The sequence below is a fragment of the Streptomyces sp. NPDC088252 genome (assembly GCF_044740965.1).
In the GTDB taxonomy this organism is placed as follows: domain Bacteria; phylum Actinomycetota; class Actinomycetes; order Streptomycetales; family Streptomycetaceae; genus Streptomyces.
On sequence record NZ_JBIURS010000051.1, the window covers coordinates 1 to 21,731 of the forward strand.

Annotated in this window: 21 protein-coding genes and 2 pseudogenes; 11 read left to right on the forward strand and 12 right to left on the reverse strand. The window is 67.6% G+C overall.

Features of this window, described 5'->3' with window-relative positions:
• Window positions 1-67 precede the first annotated feature (67 nt).
• Window positions 68-642 (forward strand): annotated as a pseudogene (locus ACIOHC_RS42960) (transposase).
• Between the two features lie 335 nt (window positions 643-977).
• Here ACIOHC_RS42960 and ACIOHC_RS42965 read toward each other — a convergent pair.
• On the reverse strand, window positions 978-2,132 hold the full coding sequence (locus ACIOHC_RS42965; RefSeq protein WP_351085557.1) for a Gfo/Idh/MocA family oxidoreductase: 1,155 nt from the start codon (window positions 2,130-2,132) through the stop codon (window positions 978-980).
• Between the two features lie 90 nt (window positions 2,133-2,222).
• Between ACIOHC_RS42965 and ACIOHC_RS42970 the strand changes: the two genes are divergently transcribed.
• Window positions 2,223-2,345 carry a hypothetical protein gene (locus ACIOHC_RS42970; RefSeq protein ID WP_351085559.1) on the forward strand — a complete coding sequence of 41 codons (123 nt, stop codon included), beginning with the start codon at window positions 2,223-2,225 and terminating at the stop codon, window positions 2,343-2,345.
• 132 nt (window positions 2,346-2,477) lie between these two features.
• Here the strand turns inward: ACIOHC_RS42970 and ACIOHC_RS42975 are convergent, their stop codons facing one another.
• The 3 genes from ACIOHC_RS42975 to ACIOHC_RS42985 all read right to left on the reverse strand — a co-directional run bounded on the left by ACIOHC_RS42975 (window position 2,478) and on the right by ACIOHC_RS42985 (window position 5,629).
• A complete protein-coding gene (locus tag ACIOHC_RS42975; RefSeq protein ID WP_351085561.1) occupies window positions 2,478-2,864 on the reverse strand; it encodes a DUF6009 family protein in 387 nt (128 codons plus the stop codon).
• Window positions 2,865-2,990: 126 nt separating this feature from the next.
• Window positions 2,991-4,556 (reverse strand): phage/plasmid primase, P4 family, encoded by a 1,566-nt coding sequence (locus tag ACIOHC_RS42980; protein ID WP_351085563.1) that lies wholly within the window; start codon window positions 4,554-4,556, stop codon window positions 2,991-2,993.
• The gene (locus tag ACIOHC_RS42985) at window positions 4,553-5,629 is read right to left on the reverse strand and encodes a bifunctional DNA primase/polymerase (protein ID WP_351085565.1); all 1,077 of its coding nucleotides are present in this window, start codon (window positions 5,627-5,629) and stop codon (window positions 4,553-4,555) included. The genes ACIOHC_RS42980 and ACIOHC_RS42985 overlap by 4 nt, the downstream gene beginning before the upstream one ends.
• Window positions 5,630-6,447: 818 nt before the next feature.
• Here ACIOHC_RS42985 and ACIOHC_RS42990 point away from each other — a divergent pair.
• Both ACIOHC_RS42990 and ACIOHC_RS42995 read left to right on the forward strand, forming a co-directional pair.
• Window positions 6,448-6,615, forward strand: coding sequence for a hypothetical protein (locus tag ACIOHC_RS42990; RefSeq protein WP_351085567.1), 168 nt, complete (start codon window positions 6,448-6,450; stop codon window positions 6,613-6,615).
• A 20-nt stretch (window positions 6,616-6,635) separates the two neighbouring features.
• Window positions 6,636-7,007 (forward strand): annotated as a pseudogene (locus ACIOHC_RS42995) (transposase); the annotation flags it as partial.
• A gap of 1,946 nt (window positions 7,008-8,953) precedes the next feature.
• Here ACIOHC_RS42995 and ACIOHC_RS43000 read toward each other — a convergent pair.
• Window positions 8,954-9,490 carry a hypothetical protein gene (locus ACIOHC_RS43000; RefSeq protein WP_401846864.1) on the reverse strand — a complete coding sequence of 179 codons (537 nt, stop codon included), beginning with the start codon at window positions 9,488-9,490 and terminating at the stop codon, window positions 8,954-8,956.
• A gap of 599 nt (window positions 9,491-10,089) precedes the next feature.
• On the opposite strand from ACIOHC_RS43000, the gene ACIOHC_RS43005 reads away from it, so the two are divergent.
• Window positions 10,090-10,563 carry an NUDIX hydrolase gene (locus ACIOHC_RS43005; protein WP_401846866.1) on the forward strand — a complete coding sequence of 158 codons (474 nt, stop codon included), beginning with the start codon at window positions 10,090-10,092 and terminating at the stop codon, window positions 10,561-10,563.
• 78 nt (window positions 10,564-10,641) lie between these two features.
• A complete protein-coding gene (locus tag ACIOHC_RS43010) occupies window positions 10,642-11,250 on the forward strand; it encodes a hypothetical protein (protein WP_401846867.1) in 609 nt (202 codons plus the stop codon).
• 298 nt (window positions 11,251-11,548) lie between these two features.
• Here ACIOHC_RS43010 and ACIOHC_RS43015 read toward each other — a convergent pair whose 3' ends face one another.
• Together ACIOHC_RS43015 and ACIOHC_RS43020 are read right to left on the reverse strand one after the other, a co-directional pair.
• Window positions 11,549-12,670, reverse strand: coding sequence for a ParB/RepB/Spo0J family partition protein (locus ACIOHC_RS43015; protein WP_351085569.1), 1,122 nt, complete (start codon window positions 12,668-12,670; stop codon window positions 11,549-11,551).
• A complete protein-coding gene (locus ACIOHC_RS43020; RefSeq protein WP_351085571.1) occupies window positions 12,670-13,404 on the reverse strand; it encodes a ParA family protein in 735 nt (244 codons plus the stop codon). Before ACIOHC_RS43020 ends, ACIOHC_RS43015 begins: the two co-directional genes overlap by 1 nt.
• A gap of 708 nt (window positions 13,405-14,112) precedes the next feature.
• Between ACIOHC_RS43020 and ACIOHC_RS43025 the strand changes: the two genes are divergently transcribed.
• From ACIOHC_RS43025 to ACIOHC_RS43045, 5 genes are all read left to right on the forward strand, one after another.
• On the forward strand, window positions 14,113-14,694 hold the full coding sequence (locus ACIOHC_RS43025) for a hypothetical protein (RefSeq protein WP_365694628.1): 582 nt from the start codon (window positions 14,113-14,115) through the stop codon (window positions 14,692-14,694).
• A gap of 30 nt (window positions 14,695-14,724) precedes the next feature.
• Window positions 14,725-15,009 (forward strand): hypothetical protein, encoded by a 285-nt coding sequence (locus tag ACIOHC_RS43030; protein WP_351085575.1) that lies wholly within the window; start codon window positions 14,725-14,727, stop codon window positions 15,007-15,009.
• A gap of 38 nt (window positions 15,010-15,047) precedes the next feature.
• Window positions 15,048-15,473, forward strand: a complete 426-nt coding sequence (locus ACIOHC_RS43035) for a hypothetical protein (RefSeq protein ID WP_401846870.1) — start codon at window positions 15,048-15,050, stop codon at window positions 15,471-15,473.
• Window positions 15,474-15,516: 43 nt separating this feature from the next.
• Window positions 15,517-16,176, forward strand: a complete 660-nt coding sequence (locus tag ACIOHC_RS43040) for a class I SAM-dependent methyltransferase (protein WP_401846871.1) — start codon at window positions 15,517-15,519, stop codon at window positions 16,174-16,176.
• 410 nt (window positions 16,177-16,586) lie between these two features.
• Window positions 16,587-17,483 carry an aminoglycoside phosphotransferase family protein gene (locus ACIOHC_RS43045; protein ID WP_351085580.1) on the forward strand — a complete coding sequence of 299 codons (897 nt, stop codon included), beginning with the start codon at window positions 16,587-16,589 and terminating at the stop codon, window positions 17,481-17,483.
• A gap of 587 nt (window positions 17,484-18,070) precedes the next feature.
• Here ACIOHC_RS43045 and ACIOHC_RS43050 read toward each other — a convergent pair.
• The 5 genes from ACIOHC_RS43050 to ACIOHC_RS43070 form a co-directional block, all read right to left on the reverse strand.
• On the reverse strand, window positions 18,071-18,370 hold the full coding sequence (locus tag ACIOHC_RS43050; RefSeq protein ID WP_365694621.1) for a hypothetical protein: 300 nt from the start codon (window positions 18,368-18,370) through the stop codon (window positions 18,071-18,073).
• The gene (locus tag ACIOHC_RS43055; protein WP_401846874.1) at window positions 18,349-19,629 is read right to left on the reverse strand and encodes a HEAT repeat domain-containing protein; all 1,281 of its coding nucleotides are present in this window, start codon (window positions 19,627-19,629) and stop codon (window positions 18,349-18,351) included. Before ACIOHC_RS43055 ends, ACIOHC_RS43050 begins: the two co-directional genes overlap by 22 nt.
• A 12-nt stretch (window positions 19,630-19,641) precedes the next feature.
• Complete coding sequence (locus ACIOHC_RS43060; protein ID WP_351085585.1) at window positions 19,642-19,824, reverse strand: hypothetical protein; 183 nt, start codon at window positions 19,822-19,824, stop codon at window positions 19,642-19,644.
• A 139-nt stretch (window positions 19,825-19,963) separates the two neighbouring features.
• The gene (locus tag ACIOHC_RS43065) at window positions 19,964-20,722 is read right to left on the reverse strand and encodes a hypothetical protein (protein WP_401846875.1); all 759 of its coding nucleotides are present in this window, start codon (window positions 20,720-20,722) and stop codon (window positions 19,964-19,966) included.
• Window positions 20,723-20,819: 97 nt separating this feature from the next.
• The gene (locus ACIOHC_RS43070; RefSeq protein WP_401846878.1) at window positions 20,820-21,497 is read right to left on the reverse strand and encodes a hypothetical protein; all 678 of its coding nucleotides are present in this window, start codon (window positions 21,495-21,497) and stop codon (window positions 20,820-20,822) included.
• Window positions 21,498-21,731: the final 234 nt, after the last annotated feature.

Sequence of the window (21,731 nt, forward strand, 5' to 3'; positions counted from 1 at the left end):
GGGCACTGTCACGTTGACTGACCGGGTGGGATGATCTTCTGGTTGGTCATGCTGGGAGGGGTCGTCCCTGGACAGCGCATCGCCGTCGTACAAGGGGCACCGGTACCCGGTCGAGGTCATTGCCCACTGTGTGTGGCTGTACCACCGCTTCCCGCTGTCGTTCCGCGAGGTCGAGGAGCTGATGCTCAAGCGCGGCGTGGTCGTCTCCCACGAGACGGTCCGCCGCTGGTGTGCGAAGTTCGGGTCCGGTCCCGCCGGGACAAGGCCGCGGCCCGGCGCTTCTTCCGCAAACTGCTCAAGAGAACCTGCTCGGTGCCGAGGGTGATCGTCACCGACAAGCTCCGCTCCCACGGCGCGGCCCACCGCGAGATCATGCCCTCCGTCGAGCACCGCTCCCACAAGGGCCTCAACAACCGGGCAGAGAACAGCCACCAGCCCACCCGGCAGCGCGAACGCGCCATGAAAGGCTTCCGTAGCGTCGGCGGAGCCCAGCAGTTCCTGTCCGCGTTCAGCGGCATCTCACCCCGCTTCCGACCACGCCGCCACCTGATGACCGCCCCCGAAGACCGCACCGAGATGACCACCCGCTTCGCCATCTGGGACCAGCTCACCGGCGTCGCCGACCTGCCCGCCGCGGCCTGAGCACGGAGCCGGAACCCGGCCCCACCACACCCGACACACCGTCAGGCACTCACACACCCAACAACGTGACAGCGCCCACAAACGGTGCTTTCTGTGACGGCGTTCTGAGGGACCGCTGACCTGCCTGGTCTCACCGCTTCCCGCTAATCGGTGTTCCCCGAGGCTGTCACCCAGAGCGGCCATAGGTCCTCCTTTCTTCCCCGGGGCCCAGTTCCCCGCAGCTCACACAAAAGCTCGTCATCACCTCAGGCAGAAGCGCCCTTCAGTCGTCACGGCCTACCGCATCCTCGCCAAGGGCGAAACGGTCGAGTTCCCGACCGGACTCTCCTCGATGCCTACGACCCTTGCCCTGCGAGTGTGATCTTCCGGCCCGCGCGCGCCGCCTCTCGGACCTGCTCCAGCATGGCGTGCCGCCGGACGGCGTGCCGGAAGTCGGGAACGCCGACCTCGTCCGGTGCAAGATTCCCGTTGATCTGGTCGCGCAGGAGCGCGTACTCGTGGGCGACGTTGTAGGCGGGCTCGGCACCTCGCTCCGTCCATTGTGTCAGCGAGCGCTCATAGCGGGCGGGAACCGGAAGTTCGGCCAAGGCACCTTCTTCTCCCCGGGCGCCGTACAGGCGCAGCCGTCCCTGGAACCACAGAGCCTGGTCGGCCTTGACGACGAGATCACCCTCCGTGCCGTTGATCTCCCAATGAAACGCGGTGGCGCGGGACGTACCACCGCGGAAGTGCATCGCAGCCACGGCCCCCGACTCCAGCACACCCGTGACGGCGATCTGGTCCTCGGCGCTCTTGGCCGCGACCGCCCCGCTCGTGACGTTCGTGACCTCAGGGCGCAGGTTCTCGATGAGAGCTGACACCTCGCGGAACTCCCCGAGCACCATGGTCAGCGCGTCGACCGAGTGCCCGAAGGGGATCGAAAGCAGCGTGGCGCCGCTCCTGACGTCCAGAATGTACGCATAGTTGTCGTCGTAAGTGGCACCCCCGATCCAGCCCGACCCGAGCATGCTGGTCGACAGCACCCGCCCTACGTAGCCGTCGGCGACCAGGTCCCGCAGATACCGAAGCGGCGGAGCCGACCGGGCCTGCAGGCCGACAGCCGTGAGCACACCCCTGCGATGCGCGAGGTCAGCCAGTTCCTCAGCCTGCGCGAGATCGGCACCGAGCGGCCACTCGCTGAACACCATCTTCCCTGCTTCCAGCGCGGGTCGGATGAGCTCCAGGTGATGCGGAACCTTCACCGTCACCGCCACGAGGTCGACCTCCTCACTGAGGGCCAGCTCCTCTGCACTGGCGAAGGTCAGCGGCACCGCATACTTCTCGCCGGCCGCACGCGCCGATTCGACGGTGCCGGCGCTCAGCGCCCGCAACTCGTATCCGTCGAGCCCGGCCAGCGCCGGCACATGGGCGCCGGCCGCCCACCCGCCGCTCGCGCTCAGACCTACGACACCGACACGAATCAACTCTCCATGAGGGGAAGTGGACGTCATCTGCACCCCAGTGTTCGCGACCGCCTGCTCTCTCACCTCAGAACGGCCAATGGCCATGGAGGACACGGTCCAGGCACCACGTTCAGCTACATGCCGATGGGTTCGCCGTTCATCAACGGCACCACACATCGGCTTCCCGAGGACAGCGGCCAGCCGTGCCGTCTCCGGGTCGGCACCGTCGTCCACGGGGCGCTCGATGCGGTCGGCGTCTGAGTGCAGGCCCTCGCCGAATAGCAGCTCCGCCTGTGGTTCCGTCACCGTCTGCTCGGCGGTGAGCCCGAGGGCGGGCATGCCACGCCGCATCCACGCCCCGGGCGCAGCCGTTCATCAGACGGGACCTAAGGCTCAGGTGCTGGGGGCTGTTATCGCTGCGGCGGGGCCGCGTTGGGAGCGGGGGGTTTTGTCGCCCACGCGCTTGGGTTCGATGGTGCGGGGATCGACGGCTTCGCCCGGGGCGCCTTCGTGGTAGGGCCCGTCGGGGCTGGCGTCGCGGTCGTGCGGGAGGAGGAAGAAGACGCGGCGGAGCTGGAGGCCGCTGTCGGGGTCGGCTTCGGCGTGGGCGTCGAGTTCGGTGTAGCCGACCATGCGGCCGTCGCGTTCGTAGCGGGGCTTGCCGCGGCGGCGGGCGGTCTTGTCGAGGGCTTGGCGTACGTAGTCAAGGTCGTCAGGGTTCTCCAGCCACACCACGGCGGTCTCGTGGCGGAGATCGCTCTCGTTCAGCAGCGAGCTCATGGCTGCAGCCCCTTTTCGTTGTCGACGGCCGGTTGCGGGCCGAGGTGGATGTGGTGAGCACGATCCCTGATGGGGGCACCGTGTTCATGGTAGGCGGGGTTGGCGGGTGTGTGTCGGGCGCTCCGGTCAGGCATGGCCGGCCTGGGCTTCGTCGTCGGTGAGAAGTCCGAGGCCGGGGTAGTACTTCTTGCCGCTGGACTTCATCATGTCGGCGGGTGAGGCGAGGGAGAGTTCCTGGCGTACGCGGGTGGCGAAGGCGCGGGCGGTGGCGGGGCGGATGCCTTCGCCGGCGCTGCACCAGCTGCTGTAGGTGGCGTACAGCAGGCCTTGTTCAACGCGGAGGTCGCCCGGGGCGCGTTCGGAAGCGCGGTCGCTGTTGTCGGTGGTGCAGCATTCGGTGAGGAAGCGGCCGATGTGGTCTTCGGTGGTGGCGTAGGCCTCGGTGGCGGTGCGTACGGTTGCGGGTCCGGCGAGAGGGTCGCGGGTCTCGAGGTAGAGCTGGGCGCCTTCGATGAGCCATTGCAGGATGCCGGGGCCTTCGCTCTGGACGAGTTCCTTGGCCAGGTTGTCGATCTTGCGGGCGGCGGGGACGACGCGTTCGAAGGGGATCAGGCGGATCCGGCGCCAGAAGGCGTGGCCGCCGGTGCCGACTTCGGGGCGGTGGTTGCCGAGCAGCCAGAGTTTGTGGGTGGGGTTGAAGCTGAAGAAGTCCTGGCGCATGCGGCGGGCCATGATGCGGTCGCCGCCGGTCAGGAGTTTGACCCGGGATTCGTCGAACTTGTCGTTGGGCTTCAGTTCGGAGCACACGACGATGCGCCGGCCGTGGAGTTCGGTGAGTTCGGTGGAGTGTTCGGAGAATTTGCCCTTCTCCATGAGAAAGCCGGGCGGGGCGGCCTGGGCGTAGTCGCCGAGGATCTGGGTCATGACATCGAGCAGGACAGACTTGCCGTTGGCGCCGGTGCCGTAGAGGAAGGGCAGGACCTGGGCACCGACGTCGCCGGTGACGGAGTAGCCGAGGAGCAGGTGAAGGAAGTGGATGGTCTCCTCGCCCTTGGCGTCGTCGCCGAAGGTGTCGTGGAGGAAGCGGTGCCAGCGGGGGGTGGGCATCGTCTCGGGGGCGACGCTGGTGGCCCGGGAGTGCATGTCGGCTTCGGGGTCAGGCTTGTGGAGGTGGCCGGTGTGGAGGTCGACGACTCCGGCCGGGGTGCACAGGGCGTAGGGGTCGCCGTCCAGGACGTCGGGGTCCAGAGCGAGTGCCGGGGAGGCTTTGGCCTGGGTGAGCATGGCCTTGATACCGGGGGTCGACATGGAGCGTCGGCGGTGGGAAGCGAGGTCGCGGTCGGTGAACTGGCCGGTCGGGTCGGTGGCGGGCATCTGCTCGGCCAGATCACCGGCCGCCCATACTGCGGCTTTCTCGCCTCCGGTCCGCTTCCAGCGGTACTGGTCCCAGTGGTACCAGCCGAGGCCTTCGACGTGGCGGAACTGGTCGCCGAACATCACCGCGAACAGCTTGGCGTTGCCACGGTCGGTGAGCAGTCCTGGAAGCTGGCCCGACTGCGGTGGTGGCTCGTGGACAACCGTGGCGGTTCTCTGTTGGGCGGGCAGGCTCGGGTGTGCCGCGTGGACTTCGAGATCGAGCATCTGCTGCGCTGCGGCAGTGGCGTCGAAGCGCGGGCTGTCGGCGCTGCTCATGGGCGTCCTTTGAAATGGAGCGGCCGGCTTGCGCCGGCGGACAGGGCAGAGGTGATGACGGCGAGGCTGTGGCGGCTGCGATGTGGACGTGCAGCGTCGGCGGCCGCGGTCAGCAGGTCGCGTGCTTGGCTGTCGGTGAGGTGGCCGGAGGCGATCAGACCACCGGCGGTGTAGGCGGCGCGGTTGAGTTTCTCGGTGAAGGCGGTGCCCTGAGTGGCGGCGGCGCATTCTTTCACCTGGTCGAGTAGCGGTTCCAGGAGCCGGTTGGCGCGTTGACGGGCTGGGCGCGGGGAGACGGGGCGGGGTGGCGGAACCGGGGTGGTTCCGTTGTTGACCGGGTGGCCTGTGCGCTGGAGTTCGGTGGCAAGCCAGTCGGGCAGGATTGCGGGGAGCCGGGCTGCGCCGACCGGGCTGTATGTGCCGGCGGAGGTGCGGGTAGCGGGGGTCACGATGTAGCCGCCAGTGGACCGGACATCGACTTGCCAGGCGAGGGCGACCTTCGGGCTGGAACCCACCGAAGAGCGGTAGCGTGGGCCTTCAGGAGGGGTCCTGTACCAGACGTGCAATCCGCCTGACGGAGTTCGCACGCGCAGGGTGGAGTCGTCGTCTGCTGGGCTTTGCTGGCTGCGGAGCGCGGCCAGCAGAGCGAGGGTGTCGAACCCAGAGGCAAGGCCTGCCAGGTTGACGCTCTCGTGGATCGGGATGCCGGGCAGGAGCCGGTTCCGGTCGGGGACTTCGGCGCTGTGAGCGTCGATGTCGAGGACGACGAGGTCTGCCGGACCACAGGAGACCCCGACCCCGAGCGTGGGGTGACTCCCCCACCAGGCGTCCAGGAGAGAAAGGTTCGTAGTCGCTGCGTGAAAGCCGTGGCACCACCGGCCTGCTGAATGGCAGGGACAGTCCTGAGGGCGGTGAGGCTCGTCTCGGCACGCCTGGCAGTTGGCGGCCGGGGTCTTGCGGCCCGGGGCCAGCGGGTGCACTGGCCAGCCGTTTCCGGCGCACCAGCGGGCGACGTTGTAGGGACTCGCGGGTCCCGCAGAGCGGGGAACGCTGGTCTCACTTTGACGCGGCACGCTGATCGTCCTTGCCGAGGGGCTAACAACCTGTTCAGTCCCTGAGGTAAAAGACCAGGTCACAGCGATACTACCGCCGGGTGAGGGACCGAAGGGACTGAGTTTTCCAATGAGGTCAGAGCCTACATCAGCGGTCTGGGCGCGGCTGCGGCCGCTTCCCGACTTGAGTCCCTTCAGTCCCTTCGCTACCTGGGGAGTTGGAGTGCCTGCTTCTTGGGCAAAGCAGCTGATCAAGTCGGCACGCCGGGCGTGTCGGGGCCTGGCGTCTTTTGGCGGGGCGGAGAGGGACTGAAGGCTTGAGACGCATCTTGGTCCCCGTTCAGTCCCTCCCTTAAATGTGCAGGTCACAGGGCATTTGAGGCTCGACCGAGGGACCGAAGGGACTGTAAGTCGCAGTTATGAACTGCTCACGATAGAAAGACCTCTGTCCCACGGGTGCGCATGCATGCGCACCCGTGATGATCGGAACTGGGATTTTCAGTCCCTTCAGTCCCTTGAGTCCCCTACCCAGAGAGAGAAAATGCCTCTGAGCTGCACTTTTGTCGAGGGACCGAGCCAGGGACTCAAGGAGACCGTGCACATCCGCCGCCGGCTCACTTGACGACGGTGCCCGCTCCCAGAAGCCGCCGGATACACCGACTGGCCACGTCCGGGGCAGGCCGTGCACGGGAAGCAGCCGGTTAGAGGGCAGTGCTGTTTGTACTTCAGGCTGCGTGACCACGAGGTCGGCGTCGGCGGTGATCCGCGCGACGGGGAACGTGGGGCCGGGTGTGCAGTCCTCGGGTCGGGTGTGGGCGCGCAGGGTGTTGAGGGGGCCCATGCTGGAGCAGAGGATCGAGGAACTGGCGGCGCTGGTTGCTGACCTGTCTCCTCACCGTGTGCTGGATTGGTGCCGGGCCCTGGCCGCCCTCATTGCCGTACCCAGGATGTGTGCGGGGCGGGACGACGCGGAGACCCGGTTCCTCATCGCCCTGGGCGGCGGCTGATCCGCCCAGGTGGCTGTGGCGTGGCCGCGCTGGAAACTGGCCGCACCTCCTGGACGGCGGTGCTGGACGCGGTCCGTCTGGAGCCCGGCGCCGACGTCGCCGCGGTGACCACGGTGCAGATCAGCGACGTCGTCGAGCGGCTCGTCGCCGCCGGCCAGTGGAAGCCGGGTGACCCGGAGGTCCTGGTGGTACTTGACGCCGGATACGATGCCCCGCGCATCGCCCACCTCCTGGCAGGGCTTCCGGTCGAGATCCTCGGCCGGCTCCGGTCCGACCGCGTGATGCGTCGGGCGAGGCCGGCACGGGCCTACGACCCCAAGGGCGGCCGGCCACCCAAGCACGGCGGCGACGTCGCCTTCGGCGATCCCAGTACCTGGGGCACCGAACAGGCCCTGCCCGGCCGGAGTTCAGCGGGCGGGCAGGGTGCCGAACGGCGAGGCTCCGCGCCCCAGTCCGAGGGCTTCTGGCCGCGGAACGTCTCACCGCTCTCGATCCGGGCCTTGATCCTGGCGAACTCCCGCTCGGCTGCCGACAGCTGCCGGGGGCGCGCAGCCAGGGTGTCCCCGGCCGTCGGTCACCCCTTCGTGATGACCTCGCCCTTGCCATAGTCCTTGAAGCAGGCTGGGCCCGGGTGGGCGGCCCGCGCCGACCCGCGTGGCAGCGTCGCTGTCTTCCTCGCGGCCGACTTCCCGCCGCGAGCCTTCTTCTTCGCTGCCTGCGCCCGCTTGATCGCCTGGCGCTGCGCCTTGCCAGGCCGTTTCTTCGGCTGCTGCCCGCGTGCCGCCTTCGCGGCCTTCTGTGCCAGGGTCTGTCACACGCGCGGTTCGAAAAGCTGGCGTCCGGCGGCCGATGCGCACGCCACGCGCACCGGACACGGCAGGCCGCGGCGCGAAGCTGCGCACCGGTGCGCAGCTTCGCGCGATGAGTCGTGCACGATGCACTGCACTCCCCCACCGGATGGCGCGCACCGAGTGGGCTCCCACCGCGCACCCGATACCGCACCACGATGGCGTCTACGGAAGGCGAGTCGCGAACTCCTCGAGACGGCCGCGCCTCTGGACGGCTGCTTCCTGGCGCGGACACTGCGAGATCCATTCGCGCCTACCAACAATCGCACGACAGCCCGCCACCGGTCCGCGAAGAAGGAAGAAGAGCCGCAGCCTGACGCAGAGTTCAGGGCCCGCGGGTTCCACGTCATCCTCAACAAAGTCCCGTGGAAGATCCTCACCGCACTCGCGGCCGCCATCATTACCAAGCTGGCCGGCGGTCACGCCTGGATGCTCTGACCTGACAAATGGGTTGGCCCTGCGGAACGTGCGAAGTGACCGCAGGGCCAACCAAGAGCACCGTCCTGTCAGGGCACCCACGCCCGACCGTACGGGCAACAGCGGCACACCGCCCGGCTGGGATACTCCGGCCGGGCCTGCAGCGGTGTTACGGACATGGACCGATGGACCTGTTCCATCTTCACCGGCAGCACGGCTCCCACCCGTACGAGCTGGCCATCACGAAATTCAGGGCGGTGATGCCTCGTGCATACGTCTGGCGCAGGCCATCCGCCCGCAGCGTGATTCCCGGTGGGCCGGCCTTCTACGGCTACAGCGTTACCCACAGTGCCGTCCGCCCCCGTCATCGGCGTGGGTGACAGGGGACTGATCCGGAGGGAAGCTCCGATTCTTCGTCAGGAACGATCCTAAGCTGCACAACCACTCCAGACCGGTCGAGCCTCATGCGCCTGGGCAGCGCGTGCAACACCGAATGAATCCAAGGAATTGTATTGCGCTGCACGAAGTGGGGTGCGTGTTCCTCTCCGCAGTGCGGGACTGGGCGGGTGACTCCCCCATCAACTGCGGCGTCGGGGATCGCCCGCAGCACCATCCGCTTCACGGCGAACGTCATCCCGGCGTAAGCCTGTCGGCGTACTCGCTCACCTGCGCCAAACCACGCTCCAGCGCATGGGCAGCGAGCCCGCCTGCCTGACAGCCATGTCGTTCGATGGGCTCCTCAGCGGATGCACTCTGGGGGTGTGTCATGGCGTTGTGGTTTATTCCACGAGCTCCGGGTGCTGGCGCAACTTCTGTGGAGCTGTCTGGTGGGGCTTTACTTACGACGTGGCGTCAGTCTGACAACCTCAGCGGCGATCGGCTACGTAGACCTTCTCCCCCAGCATGAGGGGCGCGTCGGCTGGTCCCTTGATGTAGAGACCGCGCCAAATAAGACGGTGCTCCTACGCGGACGGGTACCACTGACGCACCTTGTGCATGCGCACAGGCCACCGATGGTGATACGTCCGCACCTGCTTCTCCTGCCCCGTCTCCGCGATGCGCTGCGCCGGGACCTACTGGGCCAGGCACACCACCCTGATTGCGGAATCGTGCGGGTGCCCTGTTGCTCGGGGACCGACGGGCGCGCTGGCCGTGGAAGTCGTGGTGGTGACGCCTTGGGCGACGAGGCGCCAGAACGCGAACATGTAGCGGCAGGCGAAGTCCTCCTCCGGGTCCTCTACGCGGCCGTCGGCCCACTCGCCGATGTCGGCGACCGGCTCAGCGCGCCAGGCGGATGCTTGCGTGAGGGCGGCCTGGAGCTCCTTGTGCTTTACCGTCAGCAGCACTGTTGAGGCCTCGCTCGGTGTGGTGATGGCGTGGTTGCCGCGCATCCCGTACATGCCGTCGGGCACCAGCCGGGGCAGAGGATGGCCGGAAGCACGGGCCTGCGCCACTGCGGCACGCCGGTCGTCGGGCTGGACCGGGCCGTCACGGTCCATGAACGTGCTGATGCGGACGCCTGCGTACTGAGCGGTAGGCAGTAATTGGTACTGCGTCGTGAACTGCCACCCGTAGGCGAGGGTGTCGGACCGTGAGCCGGTGCGGTTCACACACACCACGGGCTCGGGCAGCACGAGCAGGCCGGCGGTGTCACGACGTCCCGGTCCCGGGAGAGCGTGGTGATGTCGCCGGGCTCGAACGTGGCGGCCGCCGCCATCACAGCGGCAAGAGCGGAGGGTGAGATGACCATCAACTCTGCCGACCGCAGGACACGCACGTCCTGCGCCAGCTGCCACTCAGCAGCCGAATCGGGTCCGGAAGGCCAGGGCGGTCGCATACCGAGCTTGCCCAGAATCATCGAGCAAGCCAGCTCCCATTCGGGGGGCCGGTCCTGAGCAGGCTGCCAGGGGCAGCCGGCAGCCCGGAACGCCCCGAGCACGCCAGTTTCCAACGCGGCGGACTGGTAGGCCCGAGATGCGCCGCACCATCGCAGCGATCCGCTTGCGGTTCCGCAGGGCCAGGGGTTCGGTGCGAGGGTGATTGGCCGTCATCGTCTCGTCTCCTTCGCTGTCCCAGGCCGGGACGGTCATCCGCAGGAGCAGCGTGCACACCACCCCCTTGTCCGCGATGTGTTCGTGGTGGGCAGTGGTGATGACCAGACGGGTTCGGACGTTGGTATTGGAGTAGCGTCTTGTGGGGAGGTGCGGGGATGAGCTTCCGGCTGGCGGCGTACGCCGTGTGTATCGAGGACGGGCGGGTGCTGCTCGCTCGTTACGTATCACCCAAGGGCGAATCCACCTGGACCCTTCCGGGCGGCAGGGTTGAACACGCAGAGGATCCGTTCGACGCGGTGATCCGGGAGGTTGCTGAGGAGACTGGCTGCGACGCAGTGGTCGAACGCCTGCTGGGCGTGGGCTCAAGGGTGATCCCCGCAGCCGAACGCACCATCCCCGGCGGACCCGAGCACCAGAATGTCGGCATCTTCTACCAGGTCCGCATCACCGGCGGCCAACTCCGGCCTGAGCCGAACGGCGAAACCGCTGAGTCGGTCTGGACTGCGATCCCCGACGTCGCTGGCCTGCGCCGGTCATCGCTGGTCGACATCGGCCTCGCCTTGGCGCAGACCCTCCCGGCAACCGGCCACGTCGCTCCCGTCCCGGTCAGCGGTCCGATCCAGCACTGAGGCCACCACCAGCATCCGGTGAGGTCGAACTTGGCAGCTGTGTCCGCCGCTTGGGAGAGCGGTGGGGCGGCTTCGCTCGTGGACCACAAGGGAGTGACATCCGGCCCGTCTGCGGAGTTGGTGAGGCATGGAAGCGGGAAGCGCTTCCCTTCGAGCACGAGAGAGGTCGCCGGACTGTGTGGGAAAGCACTGGTGGAGGAGTGGCCGGACGCGGCCCCTGCTGGTCAGCTCATCGCAGCTTTGCGGTGGCAGGAGTACAGCCTGTTCACGAGTCGTGATCGTGCTGCGGAGGCGGTTTCCAGGTGGTCATCTCCTCTGCTGCGGGTGACGCCGCACGTGAACGGTGATTCTTGTGGTTTCCGCGCCGTGCACGCTGCCTACTCGTTGGCGTACTCGATTCCGGTGTTGTGCCGGTACCCGGAGGAGCTCTGTGTACCGCCTGTTCTCGGCACGGAGCGGTTACGCAGGATGTGCGCCCACTGCTTCAAGGGCATCGATGGCGAGGGCAGGCCAGTGCCTGGGGAGCTCCCGGTTGCTTGGAAGGACGTCACTGACCCGCAGACCCTTCGTGCTGAGGCTGTGCCAGCCGAGGAACTCCTCGAGGCGACCGAGCGTGCTCGGAAGGTGAAAGTCTCTCCTCCCGAGCCATACCGATGGCGTGAGCTGTTGAACCAGTTCTACGAGTAGGAGGAGGCAAATCCTGCTCCGTCGCTGAGTGCTGGGGAAAAGCTGGCCTTGGCCGGCGTCCAGCGGTATGTGAAGCAGTGCGAGCTCGCGTTCGTGGACGACAGAGTGCGCGCCCTTATGCGGCAGGCTCACGAGGACGGGCTGGGACCGACCCGGCTTCAGGCGCTGTCGGGTGTCAGCAGGCGGACGATCCCCGGCTGGCTGCGGGCTGACGCCTGAATCCTCTGCGGGCGACGGTTCTGGATGCGACGAAGCCCCTGCCCATCGTGCTGAAGGGCAGGGGCTTGTTGCTTTCTGGCTATTCGTCTCGGAGGAGGCCTGCGGCGACCTGCTGGAGGATGGCCGCGAGCGAGGCGCGGTCCTGCGTGGCGAGGTCGCCGCGCATGTCTGCAATGACGGCCTCGACTCCGCGGCTGCGGCGGAAGTAGCGCAGGATGAACGCGCTTCGCTGGACGGGGTCCAGCTTGTCGAAAGCCGCATTCATGAGGGCGGCGCCGTCATGCCACGGTGTGGCAGCAGTCATGTCGGCTTCGGGGATCGCCGTAGGTCGCGGCTCCGGAACTACGATGGCGGTGCTGTCCACGTTGGATACCTCGGTGGCTACGGCTCCCCCGCTGGTCGTGCCAGGGGCGGCGGCCGGGTTCAAAACCGGGTTTTGAACTGGCGGAGCCGGCGGGGCGGCCCTGCGCGTGCGTGGGGCCTTCGGCTCCTGGGCCTTGCGGATCTCTTCGGCCGCGATCGCCTTCTGCTGCTCGGGGTCCTGGATCTTGGCAAGCTTCTCCGCCGTCTTCACCTTGATCTGCTTGGTGTCGACAGCGTCTCGGAGTTCGGGTGCCAGGTTGAGCAGGGCCAGGCGGTTGGAGACGTACATCTGCGACTTCCCGATGCGCTCCGCGACCTTCTCCTGGGAGCCATGCCGCTCGACCATCCGCTGCAGGAACTCCGCCTCCTTGTAGGGCGGGATGTTCTTACGGTGGATGTTCTCGATGACGACGGCTTCGTCGACCTTGTCGTCGTCCTCCTTACCAAGACGGTCTCGCACCCGGATCTCGAACTTCGTCCAGCCAAGCTGCTTGGCCGCATGGAAGCGCCGGTTGCCGAGGATGACGACCCACTGGGCGTCGCCCAGGCGAGCGCCGTGCTCGGGCTTGATCCGCAGGAACACTTCGCGCGACATGGCGACGGCCGGCTGGAGCTGGCCGACGGACTTCATCGACTCCTTGAGCTCGCGGAAGTCGGCATCGTCGTCGGTGTAGTCGGCCTCGGTGCGCGGGTTGTCCGGGTTACCCGTAATCGTGTGCATGTACACGGTGGTCGGCGGTGCTTCGGAGTTGGCGGGCTGCTCTGCGGGACCCGTGCCCTTCTTCGCGGTCTTGCCGGGACCGTCGAGGAGTTCGGCCCAGGGCTTCTTGGCGGCCATCAGCGACGGTCCTTCTTACCTGCGCCAAGCTCTAGTGCGAGCTGGTAGAAGTCCTCGCGAGCTTCCATTGCTACGCGGTTCTTCTTGTACTGAGTGACGACGGTGCCTTCGAGGGCTGCTCGGGTATGGACCTTGTAGTGCCGGATGACCGTGTTCGCCAGCTTCCATCCCTGGGCTCGGACGAAGTCCTTGGTCTGTTCAAGGTCGGCCTCCCCGTCGCGGGGGTCCCAGTTGTTGATGACGACCAGGTAGGGGATGTCGAGCGGCTTGACGACCTCTTCGATGGTGTCGCGAGTGGGCATGAAGCCGAGGGGCTCGGGTTCGACGGGGATGATGATGTCGTCGGCGTTGGAGAGGACGGCGCGCATGGCGTCGGCAGCAGTGCTCTTACCGAAGGGGTCGCCGGCCTCTTCCTTCTCGTCCTCAGGAAGGTCCATCCAGCCGGGGGTGTCGATGAAGGCGTGCCTGACCTTGCGGGACTTCTTCAGGTGAGAGAACAGTTCAAGATCGTCTCTGGAGTTGATCTGCTGGAACGAGAAGGGCAGATCCTCACCGACTCGTTCTGACCACCAAGTGGTGGAGCCTTGAGGGTCGGCGGAGACGGCTGCGACGTAGTGGGGGTCGCCTTCGGGGGCTTGGCCCAGCACGTGAGCGGTGATGGCCGCCGTGTTCACGGTGATAGTCGACTTGCCGACTCCACCTTTGCGGTTGATGAGCGCGGTGATTCGTGCCATGAGTGGTACTCCTGATGCTCCGTATGCTTCCCGGCCCGGTTGGGTCGGTACTAGCGGACCGAAACAGGATGCCACGAGCGACTCAGCGAAGGGCATCTCGGCATGCCGGTTCAAAACCGGGTTTTGAAGCCGCGGTCGGCTTCCCTGCCTGAGCGGCCGCCGGGCAGCACTTCAAAACCGGGTTTTGAAAGTGCTCCCCTGCGCTGTCGTCCAACAGCGGTCACTGCGTACTCAGACGCGTGTCAGCTTGCGCAGAACACAGAGAAGGCCCGTACTTCCCACGAGCTCGTGGGAAGTACGGGCCTTCTCTGTGCTGAATGGCAGGCGTCAGAGCGCCCAAGTCGCAGGTTCGCCGTGGTCGGGGGTTCGGAAGTTGGGCGGCCGCCGCCGGGGCCGGACGGATGGCAGACCTGGTTCGAGCACTTGGCGAAACGTGAGGCGGAGTCGGGGATCCGGCCAGGGGATCCCGCCTTCTCGTCGCCAGATTGTCGAGTGGATCCGTTGCTGACCCGGTACGTCCAGTCGAGAGCTCTCCGTTCGCACGCGGCATCGACCAGGCTCAACTACGCGACGGGCATCGCTCTGCTGCTGACGCTCCTGTGGGGCAGGGAGAGGGGCTGGCGTGATGACCTGTTTCACACAGGTGGCTCGTACGGCGGGTGGCATTCAGGACATCGAGACGGCGCTGACGCCGGTGGGGGAGCGATCGTGAGCAGGCGGGGCCGGCGAGCTGTCCTTCCTCAAGACGACGCGGCCTTCCCCGAACCTGTCGTGCCGGACGGGCTGCTGGTGGAGCACCGCAACCATGAGGGGCGGATCGCGACGTACGATTTCGCCCCGCTACCGGTAACTGAGCCGCTGCAGCGGTCGTTGACGGTGCTGTTCATCTGCGAGTGCCGAAGGGGTCGGTGGTCGGCTCATGCCACGTCTCGGGCCCTGTGGCGGGAGGTCGCCAGGTTCGCGGCGTATCTGTCCGAGCAGCCGGACTGCCCGGGTGGCCTCGATGAGATGTCGGCCAGGCTGCTGCGCCGGTGGCGTCTGGCGAAGACAGCCACCGCCGGTGGCCGTCAGCAGGTGCGGGCCGTCAACAAACTGCTGCGCGGCGACAGCCGCTTGCACAGCGGGCCTGCGGCAGAGGTCCTCGCCCGTCGGGTGTCTGCCCTGCGCGGCAGCGTCCAGTCCTACGACGCGATGACGTTCGATCACATCGTCCGTGCGGCGCAGCAGGAATTCCGGGCGGCCTGGCTGCGGATCGAGGAGAACGCCGGCGTGCTGCACCAGTGGCAGTAGGGCCTGACCGATCCGGGCAGCGAAGGGTGGGTGCTGGGTGAGGCCCTGGACTTCATGGCCCGCACCGGGGACGTGCCCCGGGCGGTCGACCCCCGCGGCCGGGAGTACATTCCGGCGAAGTGGCGTCGGGCGCTGGGCGGCACCTCGACGGTGCAGACCTGGCGGCGGCTGTTTCTGCCCCGGTCCGAAGCGGTGTCCCTCGCGGTGCTTCTGCTGGCGGAGTTCGGGGGGAACCTGTCGGTCATCGACCGGGTCAAGGTGCCGAAGGCCGGACCCGATCCTGGGCGGGACGGACGATCGAGATCGTCGAGCTGAAGCAGACCATCGCAAACAAGAAGGAAGAACTCACCCGCTTGCGTGAGGACGTACCCGCGGGCGCCGGGGTGGACCAGGGGGACGTCGATCTGGTCGGTGCCGTGGTCGTCGCCGGGGCGGGGGTGCGCGCGTTCGATGAACGGGTCGACCCGCACGGCGACGTCCTGGGCGCAGCCGGGCGTCCAGGGCTCCGGGGAGCGCACGGCGGCGAGCGTCGCGCGGGACGCGTCGACGGCGGCCTGGACCTTGGGGGGAGAGAGCGACGCCAGGCATGGTGCCGCGGCGGCGGAACATGCGACGCCGGATCACCGGGCGGTCTCCTGCTCGGAGTGGGTGGGGCGGTTGCCAGCGGGCGCCTTAAGCACGCGCGGCAGATGGACGTGAAGGTGCTCGACCTCGTGTCCGCGTTCGCGAAGTGGTCGGGCAAAGATTTCAGTGAGGCCGCTGACTCCTTTCCGGACTAGAAAGTGATCACGTGGGCTGCGGGCCCTCACTAGAGTCGCCCGCATGCCTGATCTCTCCTACCTCGCCGCCGTCCGGGAGTCGTACGACACTGTCGCCTCTGACTACTTCGAACAGGTCAAGCCTCCGGCGGAGTTGGATCCGCTGTCACGAGGGATGTTGAACGTGTTCGCAGAGGTGGTGCGAACGGCCGGCCTCGGGCCCGTCGCCGACCTGGGATGCGGGCCCGGCAAAGTCACGGCCTACCTTGCCGAGCGGCAAGTGCCTGCGTTCGGCATAGACCTATCGCCCGCCATGGTCGAGCTGGCCCGTAGTGCCCACCCAGATCTGCGTTTCAGCGTCGGCTCGATGACTTCGCTCCCGATCGAGGACGACAACCTCGGAGGCATCCTCGCGTACTACTCCACCCACCACACACCACCGACGTTGCTGCCGGTGGTGTTCGGCGAGTTCCACCGCGCTCTCGCGCCTGGCGGCTGTTTGATGCTGGCCGGCCACGTAGGGGCCGGCCAGCATCTACGTCCCACACAGGCATACGGCGGTCATTCGGTGTCTTACGAGTCCTACCTGCTACCGCCTGATCGGATTGCCGAACTCCTGAAGCAGGCCGGGCTCATCCTCACCGCCCGTCTGGTGGAGGAACCCACCGAAGGGGCTGAGAGGGCTTTCGCTACCTTTTTTGCCCACAAGCCCGAACGGCCTTGAGGCTCGAATCCGTCTGGGGTGGTGAAGCGGAGTCGGTGAAGACGGGCAAACCGAGGTCGACCAGCTGTGGTCGGCCGTCGGCGGGCGCCCGGCTGAGGCTGTTGAGCCTGGCGGTGGCGGCGTCGAAGCTGACCTGAAACCCCTCGAATTCTCCGAGCCAGCCGTTGCCGCGGGCTCCGCAGATGCGTTCGCGGAGGTTCTGGATGCTCGATGAGACGGCCCCGTTGGCGGGGGTCGATCTGGAGGGCAGGGCAGCGGATGCCGGCTTCTCTGAACTTTGGGGCCGTGCCATGCCAGAGCCTCTGATCTGCAGCTTTCTGAAATCGAATCGGTGATGCCAGAGGGATCACAGCGAGATGTTCCGGAGAGCAAGAGCGGCTTCGCCTGCCGCCTCAGTACTGTGGCTTCGTATGACCGACACCGAGATCGTGATCACCGCAGACCTGGTCCGCGACCTGCTGCAGGAGCAACATCCAGATCTTGCGGGGCTGGCCATCCGGGAGGTGGCGGGCGGCTGGGGCAACCAGATGTGGCGCCTCGGGGACGAGCTGGCCGTGCGCATGCAGCGCATGGACCCCACCCCGGAGCTCCAGCTCAACGAGCGGCGGTGGCTACCCGTGCTCGCCCCGCGCCTGCCGCTCCCGGTGCCGACCCCGGTGCGGCTCGGCGAACCGTCCGAGCGCTTCCCCAAGCACTGGACCGTGATGACGTGGGTTCCCGGCGAGCCCCTGGACCACGGCTCGATCGGCCGCGGCGACCACGCGGCCGACACGCTGGCGGGCTTCCTCCAGGCGCTCCATGTGGAGGCGCCCGCCGAGGCGCCGATCTCTACGGACCGCGGTGCCCATCCCAGGAACTGCACGGACGGCTTCGAGAACTTCTTCCAGGCCGTTGCCCCCGACGACATCGCTGCCGACGTCCGGGCCGTCTGGGACGACGCCGTTGCGGCCCACGCGTGGGAGGGCCCGCCGGTGTGGGTGCACGGCGACCTCCATCCCGCGAACGTCGTCGTCTCGGACGGAACGCTCTCGGGCATCGTCGACTTCGGTGACATGTTCGCCGGCGATCCGGCGTGGGACCTCGCCGCCGCATGGGTGCTGCTGCCCGCGGGCACGGCCTCACGGTTCTTCGACACGTACGCGCATGCAGACGAGGCGGCGATCCGGCGCGCCCGCGGGCTGGCCGCTATGAAGAGCCTCTTCCTGATGCTCATGGGGCAGAACGGAGATCGGGGCCTTGCCGGCGGCAAGCCGAACTGGGGACCTGCAGGCCGGGCGGCACTTGATCGTGTTCTGAAGGGCGTTTGATGCACGCTTCTTTAAACCTATTCTCGATCTTGGTTGAGGACCATGCGGCACCCCACCTTCGTAGGTTCATCGATCACCACGCATGGTGGTGACGCCAAGGTCCACGGCCGTATGCTGCCCGTGGCCCCGATCGAGTTGGCAGAGCTTCTCCTCGGCGCCAGCCAGGGCTGACCTGGAGACCCCCCTCGACCTCGCCGAGCCAGCCTTCCGTCTCGGCGATTCGGGCGATCAAGTTGTCGCGGATCTCGGCGAGCCGCGCCCGTTGGGTCAGGTCAGGCCGGAGGAGCGAGTACCTGACACAAGCGTGCTCATGAATGCATGGGGCCCCGAAGGCGCGTGCGCACGTGCCGATGGACACCTTCCGCTTCTCGAAGTGTGCGGGGAAGGCATCCCACTCTTCCTCGGTCGGAGTCCGGTACTCCTCGCTGGGTCGGGTGGCCCTGCGGCGGGCGATGAACGCCCGGTGGGCCTCGATGTCTCGGCAGGGTAGACCGCCTTGTACTCAATCGTGGTGCGGGGGATGCGCTCCCGCATGGCGTGTCCTTCCGTAGACCGGTCAACGACTCGGCGTGGGCCGTACCAGCAGTTCACCAGGAGCTGGGCCGGACGGCCGCGCGCGGCGACCGCAGCGCGGTGAGTTCGTGCACGGCGTCGGTGATGATGCGGGCCGCGCCCGGGGTGTTGAGGACGTAGTCGCGTACGCCCGCGTCGCGGCCGGTCCTGCGGGCGACGACGTCGGCGTCGGCGAGGACCGGGGCGTCCGGCAGGTTCAGCAGCGAGTCGGTCAGGTTGATGCTGAGGCGGCTGCGCGGTGGCGGGGCGGGGGAGCGTCCTGCCAGCGGGCGCCGAAGGAGTCGATGCGCGCTCAGATTCTCGGCGGCCAGCACCCGTGGTCGACCGTGGGAAGCCCGATGTACGCACGCAAGCCTGCGTGCGTGGCCGGAAGTCCGTAAGTGGCGAGGCTCTCGCCCAAGTCCCCCTCCGTGTTCCACCATCCTTCAAAGAGGTCGGCGAGGGCATACAAAAGCTGCTGCTGGGAGCGGGGGAGGTGCGTGTACGGGGGGCGGGGGTCGGGCAGGGGGCTAGGGAATAGGTCTGGCAGAACCGCTTTCGCCTTGGATGCCCTTTGCGACGTGCTGACGGACGGCAGGCAGGCGGCGACTGCGGCGCGTGAGGTGGGGGAGGGTGGAAGGGCGAGCAGAACGTCGGCGGTGTGGCCGTGGAAGTCGCCCAGGCTGTAGTCGGTCGCTGGTACAGGCGCAGGGGCCGCGGCTGCGGTAGCGAGTTCGGCAACGGCCCGGTCGAGGAGCGGGCCGTCGAGTTCCGCGGCGGCGCTTCGGGCGGTCTGGGCGATGGCAATGGCGGCAGCCCAGCGTATGAGGCCGTCCTCGGCGTCCAGACTGGCGGTGAGGGTCGGGAGAGCCGTCGTGCCGAGGATGCCGACAGCTACAAGCGAGGTGGCCTTCACGACGGCATCGTCCTCGTGCGCAGCAAGGCCGAGCGGGAGGGGCAGGGAGGTGCCTGCCAGTTCGGGAAACCAGGTCAGCAGGTAGACAGTCCTGGTTCGGACTCGGGGATTCTCATGCTCCAAGAGACCGTACAGGGCCGGAAGTTCGGCAAGTACGGCGTTGTACGAACGCATCGAAGAGTCACGGGCATCGACCGGATTGCCGGCCGCCACCCAGTCCCGGCTGTCTTGTAGGTTTCGGCGTCGCTGCTCGTCCTGCTCGCCCTGCTCGGCGGCCAGCGCCTCCTCGTACAGCGGGAGGAGCTTGTCGGAGAAGTTCTCGGCGGCCTCCGCGCGCCAAGCGGCGATGTCGGCCCCGTCGATGATCTCGCGCTCCTCGTCCCAGTTGACCGCGAGGCCGGTCAGGAGCTCCAACGCGTGCTCGCGCGCCGGATCCCGGCCGGCGAGAGCGATCCGGGCAAGGAACGGCACGGCGTACGGAGATGCCTGATAGCGGGTTCCCTGGTGCGCGAGATGATTGAACAGGCTGCTGACGGCCTGCTGTCGTGCCTGCTCGTCAACTCCGCACAGGGCGCGCAGTTGGCCGGGCACATCGGCGGCCGTTCCGTAGGCGTGGTTCAGGTTCGCCCAGTCCACTTCGTCCAGGCCGGTCAGGAGGTTGTCGTCCGCAGTGATCACGGCCGCATGATGTCAGAGTCCTCCGACACCGGTACCCGGCTCCAGCCGGCGGGCGTCGGAATCGAGCACCACGGCCGGGTAGAACTCGGATCCCACCGTTTCCAGCACGTATACGTGCTCGCCGCCCTCAGCCAGCGAAACCCTTGATGATCCCGGCGCGGGAGGGACGGGAATGCATGCGTCGATGTCGTCCACCTGTAGTTCAGCGTCGTCGGGAGGATCGGGCGTGATCGGCCGGACAAGTCCTAAGGGGTCGTCCTTGGCTGCACCCGGCGCAGGGCCCGGACGGCTTAGAGGGTTCGCCCGCCGTTGCCGGTGACGGACTACAACCTCTTCATTTGTGATCGCGCAGGAAGGTAGGGATCTCGTCGCGGGTCGGGTAGTTCGGCAAGGGCGCTGGCTTGTCCTGAAGGAACGCGGTGATGACGGCGGCGGCTCGGTCGTTGTTGTCGTCCAGGCCGTTCCACATGTGGTGTCCGACTCCTGGCATGAACTGCGTGCGCTGGACGGCGGGGTCATTGGCAAGGATGGCGGTCGCCCATTGACGGACCTGGGAGGAGCACTCGGCGATCATCAGCATCGCGGGGGTCCGGGACTGCCGCAGATGCGGTGCGATGGAGGGCGAGTCCTTGACTGTCTGCTGGACGCGGAGGCTGGCGGCGGGGCTGAAGGAGAAGTTCTGTGCTGTGTCCTCGACGGGGATGTGGTGCGCGTCGCGTGCGCAGTAGGCGGATGCGGTGTCACTGCCAAGGTCTGCGGCGGTGAAGGCGTCGGCGCCTTCGGCCTGTCCGATCAATCCGGTGGCGGGGCTGAGGAGTCCGAGTCGCATGAGGCCGAATGCCACGGCGTACCGGGGGACGTGCGTCGATCGCGGTCCGGTCATGGCCGGCGCGAGGCCGCGCGCGGATTTTCGGCCCTTGTGCCCGGTGATGTGTGCGGTGGGACCGTCCGTGGGGCCGGGCTCGGCGATGATCGCCCGGTGCATGCGTGCGGCGACGCTCGGGTCGGCCAGGGCTCGGGTGAGCGCGGCCCCGCCTGAGGCGAGATACCGGCTGAAGGCTTCGTGGCTGTCGGGAGTGAAGTGCCACTCCACCAGGGCCGAGTGAAGCTCCGACTCGGTCAGCCAGCCATGCCAGGCGACCTCATCGGGTGAGCTTGTTCCGCTTTGACGGACACCTTTGGTGTGGTGGTCAGGCTGCCAAGGCGGTCTCCACCGACGAAGCCAGGTTGTGGTGTCGGTGACTACGAGGAACTGGTCGCTGCCGAGGTCCATCACGACAGGCATCGCGGCCCTGGGCGCGCTGGGCGGCGGCGTATTCGTCGGCGGGCCAGGAGCCGCGGGGGTGGCCGGCGGGGAATCGCTCCAGGACGGTGCGCTGCGCGGAACAGTGGTCGTCATCGCGGTGCGCTGCGTCGATCAGGTCGCCGATCGCGTCGGGACTGGCGGACTCGCCGACCCACGCGCCGGACACGGTGAACACCGGCACGGCGTCGCGGTCCGCGTCGAACACGGACACGTAGTTGCCCCAGCGCTCCAGCACCAGGTCGAACAGCACGGCGGCTGGCGCGGCCTCCAGGACCTCCAGGCCGTCGACGGTGAGGTGGGCCGGGGCCTCGGGGACGTCGGGCTGAGTGAGGGTACCGGTGACGCGCAGGAGGTCGCCGGGCTGTATCTCGCGCACCAGCACGTCGGCCAGGCGCGGGTCTTCGGTGGTACAGGCGTACGCGGTGTCCGGGTCGTCGGGCGCGACCCGGTCCACGTCGGCGGGGGAGTGGATCAGGTCGAACGTGGCGGTGCCCCAGCGGACGCCGGCGGCCGGGATCGCGTCGACGTAGCCGTCTATGGCGAGGTGCGTCCGGGAGTTCATCAGCTGGCCTCGGCCAGGGTCTCGGTGGTGCGAGGGGAGCGGGGTCGGGGGGGGTGCGCTGTGCCAGGACCCCAGCGGAGACCTCCCGACTGTGTGGCCGTCCGCAAACACAAGAAGGCCCGGCTCCCCCGCAGATGATCTTGGGTTCTAACGGTCCTCGCAACACCCGCGATCTGTGGGAGTTGCGAGGACCGTGGGCGTTGAGCGGGTTGATCTTGCGGGGTTGAGGGAGCG